Below are 4,474 nucleotides of genomic sequence, written 5' to 3'. Positions count from 1 at the left end.
CACCCCCTCTCGTGTGTCCGTCGTGTTTCTGGAAAGTTATTTCATTATCACGAGTTCGGGAGTCGAGTGCTCGTCGTACTTGGCTGGCCGCGGGGGGGGCGCCCCCCCCCGCGACCCCCCGGTGCCACAGGCCGGCGAATCGATCTAGCCTGGACTGATGGACAGCGGCAGTGGCAGTGGTGGCGGAAGGCAACAGGCGGCACCGAACAGCCTCGGGGACTTCCTGCGAGCCCGGCGCGCCCAGCAGCGTCCCGAGGACACGGGACTGACTGTCACCGGGCGCCGCAGAGTGCCCGGTCTGCGCCGTGAAGAGGTCGCCCTGCTGGCCGGGGTCAGCGCCGACTACTACATGCGGCTTGAGCAGGGACGGGAACGGCATCCGTCGCCCCAGGTGCTCGACGCCATCGCCCGGGCTCTGAGGCTCGGCGAACCAGCGGTGGCCCACCTGCACCGGCTTGCCGCACCCGGGGGGCGCCAGGGACTCCCGTCCCGGTCCGAGCGGATCAGCCCCCCACTCCTTCGTCTGATCGACGGCTGGACGGACACCCCCGCCTTCGTGCTGAGCCCGACCCTGGACTTCCTGGCCCGAAACCGACTCGCCGACGCCCTGTTCGCCGGCTTCACCCAGCGGGGCGATCTGCTGCGCATGGTGTTCCTCGACCCCGCCGCACAGGACTTCTTCCGCGACTGGGACCGCGCTGCCGCGGCGTCCGTGGCGGCACTGCGACAGACGGCCGGTACCGAACCCGGCAATCCGCGGCTTGAGCGCCTGGTCGATGAACTGTGCGCCGGCAATGGGGAGTTCCGGAAGCTCTGGGACCGTCATGACGTGCAGGGGAAGGAGACCGAGACCAAGCGTCTGCGCCACCCGGTCGTCGGCGATCTGGAGCTGTACGCACAGGTGTTCACGGTCACCGGCGCACCAGCCCTGCAACTGGTCGTCTACCAGCCGGAACCCGGATCGTCCTCGGCCGCTGCCCTGGAACTGCTCGCGTCGGTGCGCACGCTTCAGTCCTCCCGGTAGAGAACCAGGTGCTCGTGGTAGAGCACGCCGTCGCGTACGTCTCCCGTCGCGGTGAAACCGGTGTCGTCCACGTAGTCGATATGGCTCCCTGTCACCGCGTACGAGCCCGTGTACGCGCTCGCACGCGTGCCACGTGCCTCGTCGTAACGGCCGTTCGGCAGCAACTCCTGGCGGATGAAGCGGTCAGCGCTCACCCACATGCCGACGAACGGATGCGGTCGGCCGCCGGAAAGCGTGTCGTCGTTGGTCATGTCCCCACCTTCTGGCCGCCAGGCGCTTCCTGACCAGGCCGTCCTCCTCCCGGGTGCGGATATCCGGGGAGGGGCGCACCAGGGCCCGACGGCCCCTGGTGCGGACGGGCCTGGCCTCTTCGGCGGGGCCGGCCCGAACCTGGGCGCACCAACCGCTCAAACGGCACAGCGGCACATCCGCCGGCGGCAATCACCTGTGTGAGGACCAGAACCCGTGAACCACCCCAGCGACACCTTCAGCACCGCGGTACTCGAGCAGATCCGGCGCCGGTCCGGTGACCCCGAGCGCCGCATTCTCTTCCGGGGCGCCACCATCGTCACCATGGATCCGTCCCTGGACGTGCTGGAGCACGGTGACCTGCTCGTCGAAGGGACCACCATCGCCGCCGTCGGACCGGACCTGAGCCGGGACGACGCCGTGGCCGTGGACGCGTCGGGCACGATCCTCGCCCCCGGCTTCGTCGACACCCACCGGCACGCCTGGCAGGCGCAGCTGCGCCGGGTCATGCCCGACGTAGACGATCTGGCCGGCTACGTGAACGCGACACTCGCCGGCTACGCGACCGCCTACCGGCCACAGGACATGTACACCGGCACCCGGCTGGCCGCCCTCACAGCGATCGACGGGGGCATCACCACGCTGCTCGACTTCTCCCACAACTCCCGCTCCGGGGAACACTCCGATGCCGCGATCGAGGCGCTCGCCGACACCGGCATCCGGGGCGTCCACGCCTCGATGGGCCCCCACTTCGGCGTCTGGGACCGCCAGTGGCCGGGCGATCTCACCCGGCTCAGGCAGCAGTACTTCCCCAGCGACGACCAGTTGCTGACCCTGCGCCTCGCGGCCCTGGCCACCGACGAGATCGCCGGACCGGCCCTCGCCTACGGGCCCGAACTCCGGTGCGCAGCCGCCGAACTGGGCATCGGTGTGGCCGTGGACGCGGTGATCGGGGCGACTTCGTCGCAAGCCGTACTGCGCTGGGCGCGTGAAGGAGTACTCGGACCCGATGTGACGCTCATCCACAGCACCGGACTCACCAGTGAGGCCTGGCGGGCGATGGCCGACACGGGTTCCACCGTGGCCCTCGCCCCCACATCCGACTCGCAGATCGGCCTGGACACGGCGATCCCGGCCATTGACGAGTCCCTTGCCGCCGGCATCCGTCCTGGACTGAGCGTGGATGTCGAAGTCGCCCTGGCCGGCGACATGTTCACCCAGATGCGCACCCTGCACACCATCCAGCGGATGCGGGCGGTCAACGGCTCGTACGGCGGCGAGGGCAAGGAGGCACCGGCGCGCATCGGCACCCGCGACGTACTCGACTTCGCCACCCTCCAGGGCGCGCACACCATCGGACTCGGACGCACCACCGGTTCCCTCACCCCGGGCAAGAAGGCCGACCTTCTCGTCATCCAGGCCGAGGACGTCAACAACATGCCGCTGAACGATCCGATCGGCACCGTTGTCCTGGGCACCGACGCGCGCAACATCAGTGCGGTCCTCATCGACGGGGAGCCCCGCAAGTGGGGCGGGCTGGTCCTCGACACGGACATCGCCGACCTGCGCGAGCAGGTCCGCGCGTCACGTGATCACATTGTCAGGGCCACCGCGAACAGCGGCAGTAGCCTGGCGCGATGACAACGACTCCGGACCTGTTGTCCCGAGCCCTCGGCGAACCGGCCGGCACCAGCGGACCCGTGCTTCGGCCACTGCCCGCGCAGGTGGCCGATCTCCTCCGCGCGCTCCAAGCCCCGCCCCGCCTGGCAGCGCACCTGCGTGCCGTCCACGACGTCGCACACCGACTCCTCGACTGGACCGGACGGCACTGCCCCGGACTCGCCGTCGACCGGGACGCCGTGCTCTTCGGCGCGGCCACTCACGACATCGGCAAGACGCTGTATCCCGCCGAACTGTCAGGTCCCGGCTCCGCACACGAGGAGGCCGGGCGCGCACTGCTCCTGAGCCATGGCTTCAGCAGAGACCTGGCCCGATTCGCCGCAACGCACGCGTCATGGGCCGCACCCGGCACCCCGGTCGAGGATCTACTGGTCAGCACCGCCGACAAAATCTGGAAGGGCAAGCGGGTGCCGGAGCTCGAAGACCTTCTCGTCGCCAGGGTCGCCGAGGCGACCGGCCGGGAACGCTGGGCGGAGTTCATGGCGCTCGACGAACTGCTGACGGCGATCGCCGCGGGCGCGGACGAGCGGCTGGCCTTCCAGTCATCGTTCCCCGTCCGTCCCGTCCGCCGCTGAGGTGACCGCGGAGACCAACTCCGCCAACGCGAGGGCGAGCCGCCGCGCCCCCGTCCCTGCCGGGCCGCCCGGCTCGGCCATATAGGTGTCGCGGCGGATCTCGACCATCAGGGCGCTCACCCGCGGGTCCTCGCGGTAGTGCTCCAGTGGCACGTACGCGCCGGCGAACGGGGTGTCGAGCGCGACCTCCCCGAAGGCCGCGAACGCCATTCGCGCCGAGGCGAGAAGCTCGCCGGAGGTGTGGAAGACGTCCGTGCCCAGGCAGATCGGCGGGCGCGGCCCGTCGCCGTGCAGTTCATACGGCAGCGGGTGTGTCGGATAGGAGTGCACGTCGATGATGACGGCGCGACCTGCTGTCTCCAGCCGGTTGCCGACCGCCTGTGTCATCGCGGCGGCGTACGGGTGGAAGTACCGGTCGATCAGCGGCCTGGAGTCCACCGTGGCGGGACGTAGTGGTTCGCGGTGCGTGGTCCGCGTGTAGACCGCGCCCATGCCGACCGCCAGCATCTCCTCACGCTCGTCGGGGAACCGCTCCGGATCCACCACCAGACGGGACAGCCGGTTGACGAACTGCCAGGGGGCGGTGGCCGACGCGGCTGCCGCCTGCGCGGCGATCTCCGCGGTGTGCGCGTCGGTGATGTGGTCGAGCTCCCGCGCCAGCGCGCGCTCGTCCAGCAGGATGCCGTTGCGGACATCCTCGGGGATGGTCCGTGCGGAGTGCGGGACATGGAGGATCACCGGTGAGGCGGCGGAACCGGGGATGAGCTCGAAGGAGCGGGGCGCCTTGTTCAAGCCGGTCCTCTTCTCCATGTGTGCCCTTCCAACGCCGTCATTGTCGTGCACGTCTCGATGGAGGGAAGCGCCGGTGCCGCCCCCCCCCCCGGGGGGGGGGGGCGGGGTCTTTTAAACAAAAGTCACGGCCGCCGAGATTAGGTGGTGTTTTTGA

At 69.9% G+C, this 4,474-nt stretch carries 5 protein-coding genes; 3 read left to right on the top strand and 2 right to left on the bottom strand.

Features of this window, described 5'->3' with window-relative positions; all coding sequences use genetic code 11:
- Positions 1-157 precede the first annotated feature (157 nt).
- The gene (locus tag ACFWI9_RS06515; protein ID WP_387159395.1) at positions 158-1,024 is read left to right on the top strand and encodes a helix-turn-helix domain-containing protein; all 867 of its coding nucleotides are present in this window, start codon (positions 158-160) and stop codon (positions 1,022-1,024) included.
- Here the strand turns inward: ACFWI9_RS06515 and ACFWI9_RS06510 are convergent.
- Positions 1,009-1,275, bottom strand: a complete 267-nt coding sequence (locus ACFWI9_RS06510; protein WP_387159394.1) for an Atu4866 domain-containing protein — start codon at positions 1,273-1,275, stop codon at positions 1,009-1,011. The genes ACFWI9_RS06515 and ACFWI9_RS06510 overlap by 16 nt on opposite strands.
- A gap of 214 nt (positions 1,276-1,489) precedes the next feature.
- On the opposite strand from ACFWI9_RS06510, the gene ACFWI9_RS06505 reads away from it, so the two are divergent.
- Entirely contained in the window at positions 1,490-2,914 is a 1,425-nt protein-coding gene (locus ACFWI9_RS06505) for an amidohydrolase family protein (RefSeq protein WP_387159393.1), read from the top strand.
- A complete protein-coding gene (locus ACFWI9_RS06500) occupies positions 2,911-3,528 on the top strand; it encodes an HD domain-containing protein (protein ID WP_387159392.1) in 618 nt (205 codons plus the stop codon). The genes ACFWI9_RS06505 and ACFWI9_RS06500 overlap by 4 nt, the downstream gene beginning before the upstream one ends.
- Here ACFWI9_RS06500 and ACFWI9_RS06495 read toward each other — a convergent pair.
- Complete coding sequence (locus ACFWI9_RS06495) at positions 3,496-4,338, bottom strand: N-formylglutamate amidohydrolase (RefSeq protein WP_387159391.1); 843 nt, start codon at positions 4,336-4,338, stop codon at positions 3,496-3,498. The genes ACFWI9_RS06500 and ACFWI9_RS06495 overlap by 33 nt on opposite strands.
- Positions 4,339-4,474: the final 136 nt, after the last annotated feature.

The sequence above is a fragment of the Streptomyces sp. NPDC127084 genome, assembly GCF_042724175.1.
Lineage (GTDB): Bacteria > Actinomycetota > Actinomycetes > Streptomycetales > Streptomycetaceae > Streptomyces.
This window is presented reverse-complemented; position numbering and strand designations above follow the sequence as displayed.